This window comes from Streptomyces niveiscabiei (genome assembly GCF_033794345.1).
GTDB classification, from domain to species: Bacteria; Actinomycetota; Actinomycetes; order Streptomycetales; family Streptomycetaceae; genus Streptomyces; species Streptomyces niveiscabiei.
The window spans coordinates 95,752-112,994 of record NZ_JARAYJ010000004.1; the positions used below are offsets into that span (position 1 = coordinate 95,752).

Annotated in this window: 12 protein-coding genes; 4 read left to right on the plus strand and 8 right to left on the minus strand. The window is 70.3% G+C overall.

Annotated elements, in window-relative coordinates; translation table 11 throughout:
• Positions 1-345 precede the first annotated feature (345 nt).
• Together PV682_RS06750 and PV682_RS06755 are read left to right on the plus strand one after the other, a co-directional pair.
• The gene (locus tag PV682_RS06750) at positions 346-1,311 is read left to right on the plus strand and encodes a helix-turn-helix transcriptional regulator (protein WP_319725042.1); all 966 of its coding nucleotides are present in this window, start codon (positions 346-348) and stop codon (positions 1,309-1,311) included.
• A 223-nt stretch (positions 1,312-1,534) separates the two neighbouring features.
• Positions 1,535-2,053 (plus strand): DUF4240 domain-containing protein, encoded by a 519-nt coding sequence (locus PV682_RS06755; protein WP_319725601.1) that lies wholly within the window; start codon positions 1,535-1,537, stop codon positions 2,051-2,053.
• 57 nt (positions 2,054-2,110) lie between these two features.
• On the opposite strand, the gene PV682_RS06760 is transcribed toward PV682_RS06755, so the two are convergent.
• Together PV682_RS06760 and PV682_RS06765 are read right to left on the minus strand one after the other, a co-directional pair.
• Positions 2,111-2,323 carry a hypothetical protein gene (locus PV682_RS06760; protein ID WP_319725044.1) on the minus strand — a complete coding sequence of 71 codons (213 nt, stop codon included), beginning with the start codon at positions 2,321-2,323 and terminating at the stop codon, positions 2,111-2,113.
• The gene (locus PV682_RS06765; RefSeq protein WP_319725046.1) at positions 2,320-3,174 is read right to left on the minus strand and encodes a peptidoglycan recognition protein family protein; all 855 of its coding nucleotides are present in this window, start codon (positions 3,172-3,174) and stop codon (positions 2,320-2,322) included. Before PV682_RS06765 ends, PV682_RS06760 begins: the two co-directional genes overlap by 4 nt.
• 188 nt (positions 3,175-3,362) lie before the next feature.
• Here PV682_RS06765 and PV682_RS06770 point away from each other — a divergent pair, with 188 nt between their 5' ends.
• On the plus strand, positions 3,363-4,547 hold the full coding sequence (locus PV682_RS06770) for a MarP family serine protease (RefSeq protein ID WP_319725048.1): 1,185 nt from the start codon (positions 3,363-3,365) through the stop codon (positions 4,545-4,547).
• Positions 4,548-4,606: 59 nt separating this feature from the next.
• On the opposite strand, the gene PV682_RS06775 is transcribed toward PV682_RS06770, so the two are convergent.
• Positions 4,607-6,454, minus strand: coding sequence for a protein kinase domain-containing protein (locus PV682_RS06775; protein WP_319725050.1), 1,848 nt, complete (start codon positions 6,452-6,454; stop codon positions 4,607-4,609).
• Between the two features lie 213 nt (positions 6,455-6,667).
• On the opposite strand from PV682_RS06775, the gene PV682_RS06780 reads away from it, so the two are divergent.
• Positions 6,668-7,876: a serine hydrolase domain-containing protein gene (locus PV682_RS06780; protein ID WP_319725052.1), complete on the plus strand. Its 1,209-nt coding sequence runs from the start codon at positions 6,668-6,670 to the stop codon at positions 7,874-7,876.
• A 54-nt stretch (positions 7,877-7,930) separates the two neighbouring features.
• Here PV682_RS06780 and aceE read toward each other — a convergent pair whose 3' ends face one another.
• The 5 genes from aceE to PV682_RS06805 all read right to left on the minus strand — a co-directional run bounded on the left by aceE (position 7,931) and on the right by PV682_RS06805 (position 17,004).
• Positions 7,931-10,633 carry a pyruvate dehydrogenase (acetyl-transferring), homodimeric type gene (gene aceE, locus PV682_RS06785; protein ID WP_319725053.1) on the minus strand — a complete coding sequence of 901 codons (2,703 nt, stop codon included), beginning with the start codon at positions 10,631-10,633 and terminating at the stop codon, positions 7,931-7,933.
• Positions 10,634-10,984: 351 nt separating this feature from the next.
• Positions 10,985-11,608: a GntR family transcriptional regulator gene (locus PV682_RS06790; protein ID WP_319725055.1), complete on the minus strand. Its 624-nt coding sequence runs from the start codon at positions 11,606-11,608 to the stop codon at positions 10,985-10,987.
• 224 nt (positions 11,609-11,832) lie between these two features.
• Entirely contained in the window at positions 11,833-13,572 is a 1,740-nt protein-coding gene (gene sucB, locus PV682_RS06795; protein WP_319725057.1) for a 2-oxoglutarate dehydrogenase, E2 component, dihydrolipoamide succinyltransferase, read from the minus strand.
• Positions 13,573-13,632: 60 nt separating this feature from the next.
• A complete protein-coding gene (lpdA, locus tag PV682_RS06800) occupies positions 13,633-15,021 on the minus strand; it encodes a dihydrolipoyl dehydrogenase (protein ID WP_187750067.1) in 1,389 nt (462 codons plus the stop codon).
• Between the two features lie 465 nt (positions 15,022-15,486).
• Positions 15,487-17,004, minus strand: coding sequence for a leucyl aminopeptidase (locus tag PV682_RS06805; protein WP_319725062.1), 1,518 nt, complete (start codon positions 17,002-17,004; stop codon positions 15,487-15,489).
• Between the last annotated feature and the right edge of the window lie 239 nt (positions 17,005-17,243).

Genomic DNA, 17,243 nt, shown 5'->3' on the forward strand with positions numbered 1-17,243 from the left:
GGAAGCCCCGCAGCCGCTCACCACGCGAACGTCTCCCACTCCTCCTCGGAATCCGCCCCTCCCACGCGTCTCAACACAACTCGGCCCACTCCACCGGACGGCTCAGCACACGGTCGCCCGCCCGCCGGACCCGGAGCACCTGGCCCACGAGGCGCATTCCGTCCAGGGTGACCCGGGGACCGCGCAGGGCGTTGACCGCGACGGCCGCGAGGCCGGTCGAGTCGTCGTGGTACGCGGTCGGCGCCGGGCCGAGGAGCCGGGCCCTCGTCGGCCGGTGCGTGCCACGGATTCACGCTCGGTCTCCTGTCCGGCCCCGTTGTCAGTGGTCCCCTGCATCATGGCCGTATGCGTGCGGCTCGGTTGATCAAGATGGTTCTGTTGCTTCAGGGGCGGCCCTTCATGAGTGGGGCGGAGCTGGCCCGGGAGCTGGAGGTGTCCGAGCGGACGGTGAGCCGGGATGTGGAGGCGTTGTCGGAGGCGGGGATTCCGGTGTATGCGGAGCGGGGGCGGGGTGGGGGGTATCGGTTGATCGGGGGGTATCGGACGCGGCTGACGGGGTTGGGGAGGGACGAGGCGGAGGCGTTGTTCCTGAGCGGGGTGCCGGAGGCGCTGAGGGGGATGGGGCTGGAGGATGCCGCTTCGGCGGCCCGGATGAAGGTCGCCGCCGCGCTGGTGCCGTCGCTGCGGGACGCTCCGGACGTCGCCGCCCAGCGGTTCCATCTGGACGCGCCCGGGTGGTTCCGCGAGGCGGCGGTCCCGGAGGGGCTCGCGGCGGTGGCGCAGGGGGTGTGGGGGGACTGGCGGATCAAGGGGGCGTACCGGCGCAAGGACCGCACCGTCGAGCGGGAGCTGGAGCCGTACGGGCTCGTCCTGAAGGCCGGGGTCTGGTACCTGTGCGCGCGGGCCGACGGCACGTTCCGGATCTACCGGGTCGACCGCTTCGACTCCGTGGACGTCCTGGAGGAGCGGTTCGACCGGGACGGCGGGTTCGAGCTGGCCGCGTTCTGGGAGGCGCAGGGGGAGTCGTTCGCGCGGTCGCTGAATCGGGAGGAGGTCGTCGTACGGCTGACTCCCGAGGGCGTGCGCAGGCTGCCGTACGTGGTCGACCCGTTCGCCGCGCGGGAGGCGCTCGCGGGGGTGGAGGCGGGCGAGGGGTGGGTGAGCGTCACGCTGGGCGTGGAGTCGCAGGACGTGGCGTTCACACAGTTGCTGGGCCTCGGCGCGGACGTGGAGGTCGTGGCGCCGGGGGAGCTGCGGGAGCGGTTCGTGGGGGTGGCGGGGAGGTTGGGGGCGCTGTACGGGGAGGGGTGAGGGTGGGACCGGGGCCCGCGCCGCCGCACCGCGTCCGCCCCGCCGCCGCACCGCGTCCGCCCCGACACCGCACCGCCACACCACGCCCGCCCCCGCGGTACCGCGCCCGCCCCCGCGCCGCCGCACCCCTTCCGTGCCGTCCTCCGTCGTATCCCGTGAAGATCCCGCCGATCCCGTCACTCCAGGTGCGTCCCGCCCCCCGAAGCACGATGCTGGTGGCGTGATGGACGAGACGGAGTTCTGGGAGCTGGTGGACGGTACTCGGGAGCGCGCCGACGGGGACCCCGAGGAGCAGGCGGATCTGCTGGTCGCGCGGCTGCTGGAGCGGGATCCGGAGTCGGTGCTGGACTTCGCCCGTCACTTCGAGGCGCGGTACAACCGGGCGTACCGGTGGGATCTGTGGGGCGCCGCGTGGGTGCTGCTGGACGGCGTGAGCGACGACGCGTTCGACTTCTTCCGGTGCTGGCTGATCGGCCAGGGCCGGGACGTCTTCGAGGGCGCCCTCCACGACCCCGACTCCCTCGCGGAGCTGCTCGGCGACTTCGACGAGGAGATCGACGGCGACGGCGAGGAGCTGGGGTACGCGGCGGACGAGGCGTACGAGCAGCTCACGGGGGTGGTGGCACCGGACCTCGGCATCCCGCCGGCCCCGCCGGAGCCGGAGGGCACGCCGATCGACTTCGAGAACGAGGCGGCGCTGGCGGAGAGGTACCCGAAGCTGTGGGACCGGTTCAAGGAGTGACGTACGCGGTGCCGGTCAGCTGATCATCGTACGAAGCCCTCTTCATTGCGCCCGTCTTCACGTCGTCCGCCGCCGGGAACCGTCGCTCGGGATGTACCCCTGCTGCCCCTCCGCCTTCAGCACGGCGTGATGCAGCGGCGCCCGGTTCGCCTGGTCCAGCGCTGACGCGGTCGTCGCCGCCGGGCCGAGGACGACCGCGACGACGGCGCCCAGGACCGCCCAGGGGCTGCGGACCCAGCGCTTCGGCTGCTGTATGCGGTGCTCGTTCATGTTCCCCGGCCTCCCTGTCGGCTTGTGTCGTGCACGACGTTAGGCACGGGGAATGGGAGGACGCTGAAGGCCGCCTGAGACGTTCCTGTGACCGCCCGGCCCTGCAACTCGGCGGCGCGGGCGCGGATGTGGGGCAGCAGGTGCATCAGCGCGAGGCCGGGGCAGGTGGTCATGTACCCGTCCTTGTGACCGGCGATCACGGGGAGGGACGCGGTGGTGCCGGCGGCGTACCGGCTGTACCCGCTCGTGGACGTGAGGTGCGCGAGCCCGCGGGGGTCGACGTCGGACAGGCCCAGTTTCCACGCGGCGAGCGCGGCGATGGACTCGGTCATGGCGGGCGGGACCGGCGTCCCGGAGGTGAACGTGCCGAGCGCGGCGATACCCGTCGTACGGTGGTTGAAACCCTGCGTGTGCGCGCCGGTGACCGCGCGGTCCGTACCGCCCGCGCGGCCCTCGTAGATGGTTCCGCAGCGGTCGACGAGGAAGTTGTAGCCGATGTCGTCCCAGTCGCGGACACCCGTCTGACCTGCGCGGAGGTAGCGGATGATGCGGGGCGCGTCGGCGCAGTCGTACCGGTTCGGGGAGTCGGTGTGGTGGACGAAGACGGCGACGACCTTGTCGTCGTAGCGGGGGGCGGGCTGCGCGCGGGGGCCGTCGAGCCAGGCGGTGCGGGGGACGATGCGGGGGCGCGGGGCGGTGTGCGGCGCGGGCCGGACCGTCGCGGTGGTCACGGGGGCCCGGTCGACGCCGGATGCGCACAGGGCGAGGGCGGCGACCGCGGCGAGGCCGGGGAGGCAGGCGAAAAGCGTCCGGCGGTGGGCCGGGGTTTTCGGGCGGCGTCCGTTGCGCATGGTCCTACTGTCGGTTCGTCGCACTGAGGGCGCGATGTGCGGTGTGCCACTCGGTGGAACCAACGTCCCGGTCCGACCGTTTTCCGAGGTACACGCACGCGTGGCCGGTTTCGATCACTCGTGCGGGTGCGGCTGATCAAAAGGGCCCTTCCCCCACGTATTCATGGGTTCGAGAGAAAGGCGGCTCCGTGGACCTGCTCGACATCCTGCTGGTGCTGGTCGTACTCGCGTACGCCGGCTCCGGCTACCGCCGCGGCCTCGTGGCCGGCTGCGTCTCGCTCGCCGGTTTCGTCGGCGGCGCGGTCATCGGCGTCTGGGTCCTGCCGTGGGTGATGAAGCTGGTCACACCGGGTACGACGGCGGCGACGATCACCGCGGTGTGTACGGTCCTGCTGCCGGCCGTCATCGCGCACAGCCTCGCCGGGCGGCTCGCCCTGCGGCTGCGCCGCGAACTCGACCGGGGGCCCCTGCGCGTCGCCGACGGCATAGGGGGCGCCGCGGCCAACGCCGTCGCCGTCCTCATCGTCGCCTGGGTCGCGGCGAGCGTCCTCGGCGCGTCCTCCTCGACGCTGGTCACCTCCGCGATACGCGACTCCAAGCTCCTCGGCACGGTCCAGGACGCCATGCCCGAGACGACCCCCGCGTGGTTCTCCGACGCGACCTCCGCCCTCACCCAGGCCGGGTTCCCGCAGGTCTTCAACCCCTTCGAGAACGAGTCCACGGCCGAGGTCGCGAAGCCCACGGGCGACAGCGTCACCGCCAGCGCCACCAACGCCGCCAAGCTCAGCACCGTCAAGATCGAGGGCGCGTCCGGCGACCAGGGCCGCGAGGGGAGCGGGTTCGTCTACGCCCGCGAGCGCGTCATGACCAACGCCCACGTCGTCGCCGGCATCGACCGTCCCACCGTCCGCATCGGCGGCGTGGGCCGCTCCTACGACGCCCGCGTGGTCCTGTTCGACCCCGACAAGGACGTGGCCGTCCTGTACGTCCCCGGCCTGCGCGCCCCCATCCTGCGCTTCGACGACGAGGCGTCCCGAGGCGACCAGGCCGTCGTCGCGGGCTACCCCCAGGACGGCGACCTCAACCTCCAGGCGGCGACCGTCGCCAACCGCGTCAAGGCGACGGGGCGCAACATCTACAACGACGCGACGGTCACCCGCGAGATCTACTCCATCCGCTCCACCGTCCGCCCCGGCAACTCCGGAGGGCCGCTCCTCACCACCGAGGGGCGGGTGTTCGGGGTGGTGTTCGCGCGGTCGACGTCCGACGACGAGACGGGGTACGTGCTGACGGCTGCTGAGGTGGCGCCGGATGCGGAGAAGGGGGTGGGGGCGACGGAGCGGGTGCCGACCGGGGAGCTGATCACGTCCTGACGGTGACTGCTTCGTGGACGGAGGCGATGAACCTCGCTCTGCGCTTCCGAAGCCAAGGGTCAGAAATCCGGACTCGCCCCGCGCCTCCGCCCTCGGGCGTGACGCGCCTGGGAGCGAGGTGCGCTTACCGCAGTTGTGGGGTCACCGGCCTGGAGCAGAGCGAGGATCTCTTCCATTGCGGGCCGCTCGGCGGGGTTTTTGCGGAACGCCTGACGAATGATCTCGTGGACAGGGGGAGGGAGCCGATCTGAACGAAAGAACGGTGGCTTGGGAATATTTCCCGCGAGAATGTGCATCATCCTCAGTTGGGTGTTCTCTACGGTGCTGTTCTCGTTGCGCTGGTCACCGGACACGGCAACGGCTGCGGTGACCGCGAAGGAGTACACGTCGTTCTTGGTCCTGACCTGGCCGTTGAACCGCTCGGGTGCCATGTAGCCGACAGTTCCCTCGGGTTCGCTCGCGCCGGTTCTCTGCGTGAGTCCGAAGTCACCGATCACCCATCGCGACCCCAGCTTGAGTATGTTGGCGGGTTTCACATCGCCGTGGACGAGCCGCAGGGTGTGCAGGTGGCACAGGCCGGCGGCGACGTCCCGCAGCATTTCCAGAAGATCGCTACCCCAGAGCGGCTGTTCGCTGATGGCATCCCGCAGCGATAATTCCGCGAGAGCCGTACAGATATAGCTCCAGCCGTTGAGCGCACCGCCTTCCTGTGTTCCGGCGCTGCGGTAGGGCAGGAGATTCGGTGCGTCGAGCCCCGCCATCACCATCGCTTCGCGTGAGAAGTACACGTAGCGTTTGTCTCCTTGCGGAGGTTGAAGTTTCAGAGCGACTCGGCCGAGCGGATTGCCGAAAGCGAACTCCTCCGCTTCCCAGACCACGTTGAGCGCACCGCGTCCGATCTCCCTGACGAGCCGGTAGCGTCCGTCGATGATTTCCCCGACCAGGGCGAGCGAAGGGATCTCGTCGCGCCTGATGAACGTGCCACCGCTCTCCGAGGGGAGCGGGATGAAGGTCGGGGGATTGGGGAAACGCCTTCGGACCGATGTGCGAGGAGCATCCGGGAGTTGCAGATATCCGTCCAGCAACTCCGCCAGAAAGGCCATGGCGTTACGGCACGCGGCCGGCTGAAGCATGGCGTCCTGGCCGGGCTCTTTGTCGATGAGCCGGTCTGAAATACCCCGTACCAGAACCGCATGCGTCTCCGTGGGCCAGAACCGGGCGCCGGTGAGGAAACCAAGTCCCTCCATCTCCACGGCATGCGCGTCATCGAACGACGCTTTCAGGTAGGCGTGCAGCGCGGAGCGGTTCCCTGCATGGAGCTTGTCACCCGCCGCGATGGGGGCTACATGAGCCGCTGGTGGCGGTCGGTGTTCAGCACGGGTGATCTTCTCGTGCCAGACTCCTTCGGCAGCCACCCGAAAGGCGAGCTGGACCAGGGTCCGGTCGGCCACCTCGATGGAGGGACGTCCCATCAGGCCCTCGTCGGTCTGTCTCGCGGATTCGTAGCCGTATACCTTCGTGGCGAACACGACGTCACCGAGATCGACGTCTGTCTTGAGGCTTCCCGCCGTGCCGACGAACGCGATGAGCGCGGGCCTCAATTCCTGCACGGCCTGACTCGCCTGGAGGGCCGCCGCGATGTTTCCCTGTCCGATACAGGTGACCCAGGCTTCCCAGACAGTGCTGGTTGTGGCGAGATTCCCGACTGAATAGGGAGCCCCGGAGGACGAGCGCGTCGCATGCACAGGTGTCAGAAATTCCCTGACCGCCGTGTATTCGGAAGTCGCTGCCGTCAGAATGACAAGCCGCGGTGCGGGGTTCGGCCACGGTCCAGTGCCGAGGAATCTTCCGGGTCCGCCGGCCTCGTACCTGTCCGGATCATTGTGGGCGCGTGCGTCGTGGGTCAAGGAGAAAATACCTCCCAGCAGATCCCCGGCGCGTGATACTCACTACGCTCGGTCGGTCACCGAAAAGCCTACCGAACCACGGCCTGTCTCCACGCGTGACGGAGCAATCCGCCTTCACTCTGCGCAGAGGGCTGGCCAGTGGGGTTCTCCCCACCGCAGGACGGGGGTTGGCACGATGGCCCGGCAACTGCCGTGAACGCCAAGGTGGTTGGTATGAGGCAACGGTCTGTCAAGGTCATCGGTGTTCTGCTCGCGGCAGCGCTCTGCGGAGGTGCCGCCGCCATCACCCCCGCTCAAGCCGCCCAGCAGAAAGGCAAGTTGAGCCAGCGGGAGTTGGCGGCGCAGGTCGAGCGGGCGTTTGTGGACGCCGGGTTCGTGGGGGTGTCCGTCGAGGTGCGGGACGGGAGCAGACGGATTCGGGCGCGCGCCGGTACGGCGGAGCTCGGTACCGGCAAGTCTGTTCCGTACGGCGCCGCTTTCCGCGCCGACAGCGCCACCAAACCCTTCGTCGCCACCGTGGTGCTTCAACTCGCCGCGGAGGGGCGGCTGTCGCTGGACGACACGGTGGAGAAGTGGCTGCCGGGAGTCGTCGCGGGGAACGGGAACGACGGCCGCCGGGTCACCCTGCGGCATCTGCTCCAGCACACCAGCGGTATCCACAACTACGACTACACGGACGACATCGGCTACACCGCGAAGGCGTTCGAGGAGCACAGGTACGACCACCTCGCGCCGGAGCGGACCGTCGCCGGCGCGATGCGCAGCGCGCCGGACTTCCCGCCGGCCGATCCGCAGGACCCCGCACCGAAGTGGAACTACTCCAACCCGAACTACGTGCTCGCCGGGATGGTCATCGAGCGGGTCACCGGCCGGAGTTGGCGGGCGGAGGTGCACGACAGGATCATCCGCCCGCTGGGGCTCACCCGGACGTACGCCCCCGGCGACGACCCCACGCTCCCCGGATCCCACGCCCGCAACTACCACCGCTTCCCCGGAGCCACAGGCTGGACCGACACGACCGTACGGAACATGTCCTGGGCGGACGCGGCGGGCGAACTGGTCACCACCAAACGGGACTTGGACCGTTTCTTCACGGCGCTGCTCAAGGGCCGCCTGCTCCCGCCCGCGCAGCTCGCGGAGATGAAGCACGCCGTGCCGGTCGGCGCGGACTTCCAAGTCCCGTTCCCCGGACTGCACTACGGCCTCGGGCTGATGCGCCAGCCGCTGACGTGCGGCGGATACCGCTGGGGACACGGAGGAGACGGCGACGGGGACTTCGTCCGGAACGGGTTCACACCGGACGGGCGGCGGAGCGTCGTCATCACCGCCTCCGGCAAAGTCGCGCGGGACGAACCGCTGTTGAGGGCGGAGGCGCTGCTCCAGAAGCTGACGGACACGGCGCTGTGCGAGGGCGTCGAGTAGACAGAACGGCCCCCGGCGGGAACAACTCCCGCCGGGGGCCGGTCGGTTCAGGACCTACAGGCCGTAGCGCTCGCGCGCCTCCTTGACGGCCGTCGCCTTGATGTCTCCCCGGCGGGCGAGCTGGGCGAGCGCCGCGACGACGATCGACTGCGCGTCGACCCCGAAGTGCCGGCGAGCGGCCTCACGCGTGTCGGACAGCCCGAACCCGTCCGCGCCCAGCGACGAGTAGTCCTGCTCGACCCACTGCGCGATCTGGTCCGGCACCTGCCGCATGTAGTCGGAGACGGCGAGGACCGGCCCCTCCGCACCCTGGAGCGCCTGACGGACGTAAGGCACCCGGTCCTCACCGCGCAGCAGCGCGGCATCCGCCTCCAGCGCGTCGCGCCGCAGCTCGGTCCAGGACGTCGCGGACCAGACGTCGGCCGCGACCCCCCACTCCTCGGCGAGCAGCTTCTGCGCCTCCAGCGTCCAGTGGATCGCCGTACCGGAGCCGATGAGCTGGATGCGCGCGGCGTTGGCGGCCGGCGAAAGGCCCGCCGACTCCGCCGTGTTGAACCGGTACAGCCCCTTGACGATCGCCTCGTCGATGCCGAGCCCGGCCGGCTTCGCGGGCTGGGGGAGGGGCTCGTTGTAGACGGTGAGGTAGTAGAAGACGTTCGGGTCCTCACCGGGCGCGGCCTCGCCGTACATCCGCCGCAGACCGTCCTTGACGATCACGGCGATCTCGTACGCGAACGCGGGGTCGTACGAGAGCGCGGCCGGGTTCGTCGCGGCGATCACCGGAGAGTGGCCGTCCGCGTGCTGGAGGCCCTCACCCGTCAGGGTCGTCCGGCCCGCGGTCGCGCCGATGAGGAAGCCGCGGCCGAGCTGGTCGCCGAGCTGCCACATCTGGTCGGCCGTGCGCTGCCAGCCGAACATCGAGTAGAAGATGTAGAACGGGATCATGGCCTCGCCGTGCGTCGCGTACGACGTCGCCGCGGCGATGAAGTCGGCCATGGAACCGGCCTCGGTGATCCCCTCGTTGAGGATCTGCCCGTTGGTCGCTTCCTTGTAGTACATGAGCTGGTCGCGGTCGACGGGCTCGTACGTCTGGCCCTTGGGGGAGTAGATCCCCAGCGACGGGAACAGCGACTCCATGCCGAAGGTCCGCGCCTCGTCGGGCACGATCGGCACCCAGCGCTTGCCGGTCTCCTTGTCACGGACGAGGTCCTTGACGAGCCGGACGAACGCCATGGTCGTCGCCACGTTCTGCGTGCCGGAGCCCTTGTCGAAGGACGCGAACGCCTTCTCCGAGGCGGACGGCAGCGGAGCCAGAGTGTGCGTACGACGCGCCGGCGCCGGACCGCCGAGGGCCGCGCGGCGCTCCTGGAGGTAACGGACCTCGGGGGAGTCGGCGCCGGGGTGGCCGTAGGGCACCTTCCCGTCGACGAACGCGCTGTCCGGGATGGGGAGTTCGAGCAGGTCACGCATCGTCTTGAACTCGTCCACCGTCAGCTTCTTCATCTGGTGGTTGGCGTTCTTCGACGCGAAACCGCTGCCGAGGGTGTGGCCCTTGACGGTCTGCGCGAGGATCACCGTCGGCGCGCCCTTGTGGGACAGCGCCGCCCTGTACGCCGCGTACACCTTGCGCGCCTCGTGCCCGCCGCGCGACAGGTGGAAGCAGTCGAGGATCTTGTCGTCGCTCAGCAGCTTCGCCATCTCGACGAGCGCCGGGTCCTTGCCGAAGAAGTCCTGGCGGATGTAGGCCGCGTCACGCGTCTGGTACGTCTGCACCTGCGCGTCCGGCACCTCGCGCAGCCGCCGGACCAGCGCGCCCGTCGTGTCCAGCGCGAACAGCTCGTCCCACGCGGTGCCCCACAGGGACTTCACGACGTTCCAGCCGGCGCCCCGGAACTGGGCCTCCAGCTCCTGCACGATCTTGAAGTTCGCGCGGACCGGGCCGTCGAGCCGCTGGAGGTTGCAGTTGATGACGAACGTGAGGTTGTCCAGACCCTCACGGGACGCCAGCGCGAGAGCCGCCGTCGACTCCGGCTCGTCCATCTCGCCGTCACCGAGGAACGCCCAGACGTGCGAGTCCGAGACGTCCTTGATGCCGCGCGCGGTCAGGTAGCGGTTGAAGCGGGCCTGGTAGATCGCCGAGAGGGGGCCGAGGCCCATGCTCACGGTCGGGAACTCCCACAGCCACGGCAGCCGGCGCGGGTGCGGGTACGACGGCAGACCGTTGCCGCCCGCCTCCTGGCGGAAGTTGTCCAGGTGCGCCTCGGTGAGACGGCCGTCCAGGAACGCGCGGGCGTAGATGCCGGGGGAGGCGTGGCCCTGGATGTAGAGCTGGTCGCCCGAGCCGTCGGCTTCCTTGCCCTTGAAGAAGTGGTTGAAGCCGGTCTCGTACAGCCACGCGGCCGACGCGAACGTCGCGATGTGGCCGCCGACGCCGTACTTCGAACCCCGCGTCACCATCGCGGCGGCGTTCCAGCGGTTCCACGCGGTGATACGGCGCTCCAGCGCCTCGTCACCGGGTACGGACGGTTCGGCCGCCGTCGGGATCGTGTTGACGTAGTCCGTCTCGAGCAGCTGGGGCAGCGCGATGCCGGTGCCCTCGGCCCTCTCCAGCGTGCGCCGCATCAAGTAAGCGGCCCGGTGTGGACCGGCGGCCTTCGCGACGGCGTCCAAGGACGCCTGCCACTCCGCAGTCTCCTCCGGGTCACGGTCGGGGAGCTGGTCGAGTGCGCTCGGCTGGATGGCGTTGGGGTCGGTCATGTCGCCGCCTTCCTCAGTCGAAGGGGGGTGCCCTTGGTCTTTGGCAGGACAGGGCTTCGGACCTCGGTGGAGGTCCAACGGGGACTCTAACCCCCTGATCGATGATCGATCAAAGGGTTGAAGGGCAAAACTTCTCGAACACGAGAAAGTAGGCACGGGGTGTCTTTCGGGCAGGCACCGGGTGCCGCACATTTTGGCGGTTTACGCAGGTGGGGGGACGTTCTGTAGTCGGGCGGCTGCGGGTGCGTGGGGACTGGTCGCGCAGTTCCCCGCGCCCCTGAAAAACAGACAGTGACCGTCGCTTTTAGGGGCGCGGGGAACTGCGCGAGCAACCACGAAGCACCCGCAGGCTCACGCGCTCGGCGCGCACCCCAGCACATGTGCCTTCACCAAGTCCGCGATCCTCGGGTCGCGCCTCTTGAACGCCGCCACCAGCTCCTCGTGCTCCTCCGCGTACGACTGCTGCACCGTCCCCAGCCAGCGGATCGACAGCGCGGTGAACACCTCGATGCCCAGGCCCTCCCAGGTGTGGAGCAACACCGAGTTGCCGGCCGCCCGCACCAGCTCCCGGTGGAAGGCGACCGTGTGACGGACCTGGCCGGTGCCGTCCGACAAACGGTCCGCCTCGTACAGAGCCATCACGTGCGGCTCAAGCGCCGAGCAGTCCACCGCCAGCGTCTCCGCCGCCAGCTCCGCCGCGATCGCCTCCAGGCCCGCGCGAACCGGGTAGCTCTCCTCCAGGTCCGCCGCGGTCAGGTTCCGTACGCGTACGCCCTTGTTGGGAGCCGACTCGATCAGGCGCAGGGACTCCAGCTCGCGCAGCGCTTCACGGACCGGGGTCTGGGACACCTCCAGCTCCGTCGCGATCCGGCGTTCCACGATCCGCTCGCCCGGCTTCCAGCGCCCGCTGACGATCCCTTCCACGATGTGCTCGCGGATCTGTTCGCGCAGCGAGTGGACGACGGGCGCGGTCATGTGGGCTCCTCAAGACGTTTGACGTTTAGACAATACGGCCGGGAGCCGCTGCGGGCAGGGCACGTGGGGGCCCTTTTACGCAGGTGAGACGAGACTTACACGGCAGGCCCGGGACGATACGACGAAGCCCCCGCCGGAGGATTTCCGGCGGGGGCGACGACGTACGGCAAGGGTTACAGCCCGAGCTCTACTTCGTTGAGACCCTCAGCCTCGCGGCTGCCAAGTCAGAGACCGAGCTCGACCTCGAACTCGCCCGCCTCCAGGATCGCCTTCACGGCGGTCAGGTAGCGCGCCGCGTCCGCGCCGTCGACCAGGCGGTGGTCGTAGGAGAGGGTCAGGTAGGTCATGTCGCGGACCGCGATGACCGTACCCTCCTCCGTCTCCAGGACGGCCGGCCGCTTGACCGTGGCACCGATGCCGAGGATCGCGACCTGCCCCGGCGGCACGATGATCGTGTCGAAGAGCGCGCCACGCGAACCCGTGTTGGAGATCGTGAAGGTCGCCCCGGACAGCTCGTCCGGCGTGATCTTGCTCGCGCGGACCTTGCCGGCGAGGTCGGCGGTGGCCTTGGCGATACCGGCGAGGTTGAGGCCGCCGGCGCCCTTGATGACCGGGGTCATCAGGCCCTTCTCGGAGTCCACCGCGATCCCGATGTTCTCGGAGTCGAAGTAGGTGATGGTCCCCTCGGCCTCGTTGATCTTCGCGTTGATGACCGGGTGGGCCTTGAGGGCCTGGGCCGCGGCCTTGACGAAGAACGGCATCGGCGAGAGCTTGACGCCCTCGCGCGCGGCGAAGGAGTCCTTGGCCTGGGCGCGGAGCTTCATCAGCTTCGTGATGTCGACCTCGACGACCGAGGACAGCTGCGCCTGCTCGTGCAGCGCCTTGACCATGTTGTCGCCGATGACCTTGCGGATGCGCGGCATCTTGACGGTCTGGCCACGCAGCGGCGACGCCTCCAGGACGGGGGTCGTCTTCTTCGGAGCAGCGGCGGCAGCGGCCGGCGCGGCGGCGGGCGCCGGAGCGGCGGCGGCCTTCGCGGCCTCGGCGGCGGCGACGACGTCCTGCTTGCGGATACGGCCGCCCACGCCCGTGCCCTTGACGGACCCGAGGTCGACACCGTTCTCGGCGGCGAGCTTGCGCACGAGCGGCGTGACGTACGCACCGTCGTCACCGGCGGTGGCGGCGGGCGCCGGAGCCGGGGTGACCGGAGCGGCGGCCGGGGCCGGGGCGGCGGCGACCGGCGCGGGAGCCGGAGCGGCGGCGGGGGCCGGAGCGGGCGCCGGGGCAGCGGCGGGGGCCGGGGCGGCGGCCGGGGCCGGAGCCGGAGCGGCAGCGGCGGGCGCGGCGGCCGGAGCGGCACCGGGCGCGCCGATGACGGCGAGCTTCGCGCCGACCTCGGCGGTCTCGTCCTCGCCGACGACGATCTCCAGCAGGACACCGGCGACGGGCGCCGGGATCTCCGTGTCGACCTTGTCGGTGGAGACCTCCAGCAGCGGCTCGTCCTCGGCGACCTCCTCGCCGACCGACTTCAGCCAGCGGGTGACGGTGCCCTCGGTGACGGACTCGCCGAGCGCGGGCAGGACGACGTCCGTACCGGACGCGCCACCGGCGGCCGGAGCGGGAGCGGCGGGCGCCTCGGCCACGGGAGCCGGGGCAGCGGGGGCCTCGGCCACAGGGGCCGGGGCAGGCTCAGCGGCAGCGGCCGGCGCCGCCGCGGGCGCGCCAGAACCGTCGTCGATGATGGCCAGCTCGGCGCCGACCTCGACCGTCTCGTCCTCGGCGACCTTGATGGACGCGAGGATGCCGGACGCGGGCGCGGGGATCTCGGTGTCGACCTTGTCGGTCGAGACCTCGAGCAAGGGCTCGTCGGCCTCGACGCGCTCACCCTCGGCCTTGAGCCAGCGGGTGACGGTGCCCTCGGTGACGCTCTCGCCGAGCGCCGGAAGGGTTACGGAAACCGCCATGGTTTCGGTTGCTCCTTACGAGTTGCGGAAAGTCTGTGTCGTCGCTTCGGTGACCGAGGGTCAGTCGTGCGCGTGAAGCGGCTTGCCGGCCAGGGCGAGGTGGGCCTCGCCGAGCGCCTCGTTCTGCGTCGGGTGGGCGTGGATGAGCTGCGCGACCTCGGCGGGCAGCGCCTCCCAGTTGTAGATCAGCTGGGCCTCGCCGACCTGCTCACCCATACGGTCGCCGACCATGTGGACGCCGACCACCGCGCCGTCCTTGACCTGGACGAGCTTGATCTCGCCCGCGGTCTTCAGGATCTTGCTCTTTCCGTTGCCCGCGAGGCTGTACTTCAGGGCGACGACCTTGTCCGCGCCGTAGATCTCCTTGGCCTTGGCCTCGGTGATGCCCACGGAGGCGACCTCGGGGTGGCAGTACGTCACCCGGGGCACGCCGTCGTAGTCGATCGGCACGGCCTTGAGGCCGGCCAGCCGCTCCGCCACCAGGATGCCCTCGGCGAAGCCGACGTGCGCGAGCTGGAGCGTGGGGACGAGGTCGCCGACCGCGGAGATCGTCGGGACGTTCGTGCGCATGTACTCGTCGACCAGGACGTAGCCGCGGTCCATCGCGACGCCCTGCTCCTCGTAGCCGAGACCGGCGGAGACCGGGCCGCGGCCGACCGCCACGAGCAGGACCTCGGCCTCGAACTCCTTGCCGTCGGCCAGCGTGACCTTGACGCCGTCGGCCGTGTACTCGGCCTTCGAGAAGAACGTGCCCAGGTTGAACTTGATGCCGCGCTTGCGGAACGCGCGCTCAAGAAGCTTGGAGGAGTTCTCGTCCTCGACCGGGACGAGGTGCTTCAGGCCCTCGATGACCGTGACGTCCGCACCGAAGGACTTCCACGCGGAGGCGAACTCGACGCCGATGACGCCGCCGCCCAGGATGATCGCGGACTGCGGGACGCGGTCCAGGACGAGGGCGTGGTCCGAGGAGATGATCCGGTTGCCGTCGATCTCCAGGCCCGGCAGCGACTTCGGCACGGAGCCGGTCGCGAGCAGGACGTGACGGCCCTGGATCCGCTGGCCGTTGACATCCACCGAGGTGGGGGAGGACAGGCGCCCCTCGCCCTCGATGTACGTCACCTTGCGGGAGGCGACGAGACCCTGGAGGCCCTTGTACAGGCCCGAGATCACGTCGTCCTTGTACTTGTGGACGCCCGCGATGTCGATGCCCTCGAAAGTGGCCTTGACACCGAACTGCTCGCTCTCCCGAGCCTGGTCCGCGACTTCGCCCGCGTGCAGCAGGGCCTTGGTGGGGATGCAGCCCCGGTGCAGGCAGGTGCCGCCGACCTTGTCCTTCTCGATCAGGGCGACGTCCAGACCCAGCTGCGCCCCGCGCAGGGCCGCGGCGTAACCACCGCTGCCACCGCCGAGGATCACTAGGTCGAAAACGGTGCTGGCGTCGTTCGCCACGTCACGTCCTCCATGCATGTGCGCCGTACGCCGGTCGTCACTGACCGGCAGGCGGCTGGTGTCCGGCCGCTCATTGCTTCGGCCCTTCGGTGGGGGCCCTGTCCTGCCGGACCCCATCCTCGCACTTGTGGAACGCGGACGAGACACGGGGCTGGGGTGTGAGACACCACACGGGACGCTGGATAACCGGGGTCGGAGGGTCTTGATCACGGGGTGAGGCAGCCGACTTTCACGGCGGGAGGGAGTGGGCTGCTTTCCAGCGGACGCGAGCCGTCGTGCTTCTAGGGGCGCGGGGCTGTGTCGGTGTGCGGCTCTGCCGCGTGGGCGCGAGCAGCCTGTTACGTGGGCGGGGAGCCGACGACGGTGATCGGCCGACTCTTTCAGGGGCGCGGGGAACTGCGCGAGCAACCCCCACGCCCCTGAAGCCGCCCTACGACGGAAGCACCCCTCCCCGTAGGCGAACCGTCAGCCCAGGTCGCCCGAGGCGGTCAACTCCGCGAGCCTCACCAACGTACGGACCGCCGACCCGGTGCCGCCCTTGGGGGTGTACCCGAACGGCCCGCCGTCGTTGAACGCGGGCCCGGCGATGTCGAGGTGCGCCCAGGTGATGCCCTCGCCGACGAACTCCTGGAGGAAGAGCCCGGCGACGAGGCCGCCGCCCATGCGCTCGCCCATGTTCGCGATGTCGGCGGTGGGGGAGTCCATGCCCTTGCGCAGGTGGGCCGGGAGCGGCATGGGCCAGGCCGGCTCGCCGACCTCCTCGGCCGCGTCGTGGATCGCGGTGCGGAACGCGTCGTCGTTGGCCATGATGCCGAACGTCCGGCTCCCGAGCGCCAGCATCATCGCCCCGGTCAGCGTGGCGACGTCCACGATGGCGTCCGGCTTCTCCAGCGAGGCCGCCCACAGCGCGTCCGCGAGGACGAGCCGCCCCTCCGCGTCGGTGTTGAGCACCTCGACGGTCTTGCCGCTGAACATCCGCAGCACGTCCCCGGGCCGCACGGCCGTCCCGGACGGCATGTTCTCGGCGAGCGCCAGCCACCCGGTGACGTTCACCTCCAGCTCAAGGCGCGCGGCGGAGACGACCGCCGCGAACACGGCGGCGGCCCCGCTCATGTCGCACTTCATCGTCTCGTTGTGCCCGGCGGGCTTCAGCGAGATGCCACCGGAGTCGTACGTGATCCCCTTGCCGACGAACGCGAGGGTCTTCGACGCCTTCGGGTGGCTGTACGACAGCTTCACCAGCCGCGGAGCCGACGCGGACCCCCCGCCGACGCCGAGGATCCCCCCGTACCCGCCCTCGGTGAGCGCCTTCTCGTCGAGGACCTCGACCTTGAACCCGTGCGCCTTGCCCGCGTCGACGACGAGCCCGGCGAACGCGGCCGGGTCGAGGTCGTTCGGCGGCATGTTGATGAGATCGCGGGCCCGGTTCAGCTCCTCGGACACGGCGACGGCACGCGCGAGCGCCGCCTTCTGCACGGCGTCCCGGGGCTTGCCCCCCAGCAGCGCGGCCTCCGCGAGCGGCGCCTTGCCGCCCTTCCCCTTGGCGCTCTCCTTGTACGTGTCGAAGGAGTACGCCCCGAGCAGCACGCCCTCGGCGACCGCCCCGACCTCCCCGGCATCGCCCAGCGGCAGCGCGAACGCGGCCTTCTTGGTCCCGGCCAGCGCACGCGCCGCGGACCCGGCGGCCCGCCGCAGCGCCTCCGCCTCGTACGCCGCGTCCTTCGCGGGCTCCGCGCCGAGACCCACCGCGACGATCAGCGGTGCCTTGAAGCCGGCCGGCGCGGGCAGCTTCGTGATCTCCCCCTCGGCGCCGGACGCGCCGAGGGTCTCCAGGACGGCGGCGAGCCTGCCGTCGTAGGACTTGTCCACGGCTTCCGAGCCCGGCGCGACGACCGGGCCCTTCGCGCCCTTGGCGACACCGATCACGATCGCGTCGGCCCGCAGGCCGGGCGCCGCGGCGGTGCTGAGAGTGAGAGCAGTCACGGTGGTGATTTCTCCGCTTCCGAATATGAGAGTGCTGTGGCCGAACGGTGTGGGTCGACCGGGCCCGGCGGACGACCTTAGGTCGGCCGAGGGCGCACGGCTTCGCCGGGGTCCCTCCCGTCGGCGCGGCGAACCGGCGGGACAGATCCCGTCAAGAGCGTACGCGGGTGTACGCGTCCGCTCGCGCCCTACGCGTTCACCTCTGGGTGAAGTCATGGCCATGAATATGTCCGGGGCGG